Origin of the sequence: Chryseobacterium sp. SIMBA_029 (assembly GCF_046535275.1) — a bacterium.
In the GTDB taxonomy this organism is placed as follows: domain Bacteria; phylum Bacteroidota; class Bacteroidia; order Flavobacteriales; family Weeksellaceae; genus Chryseobacterium.
Window position 1 is genome coordinate 1 of sequence record NZ_JAWRXA010000435.1, and the last position, 264, is coordinate 264.

Sequence of the window (264 nt, forward strand, 5' to 3'; positions counted from 1 at the left end):
GTCCGGGTATCAGGTTGACCTTGGTTCCAACTGGGATGGGCCGGTCCGCGGCCAGGGACGGGTTGTACTGCAGCAGCTGCGCGGTCGTACTCCTGAATTTGTAACCGATGCTGTCGAATGAATCGCCGGCGACCGTGGTGTAGAAGATGGTCCGGCCGAACGAATTGTTGACCGCTGTTCCGGTACCGGATGTACTGTCGACGGGATTTTTCTGTAGTTGGATATGGTTCCCTGCACGGACAAAGTAGGTGGTTCCCTTTGTGT

Annotated in this window: 1 protein-coding gene; it reads right to left on the reverse strand. The window is 56.4% G+C overall.

The window, feature by feature from the left end:
• The coding region (locus SB679_RS24730; RefSeq protein WP_410704936.1) for a LysM peptidoglycan-binding domain-containing protein at positions 1-264 on the reverse strand (264 nt) is incomplete at both ends.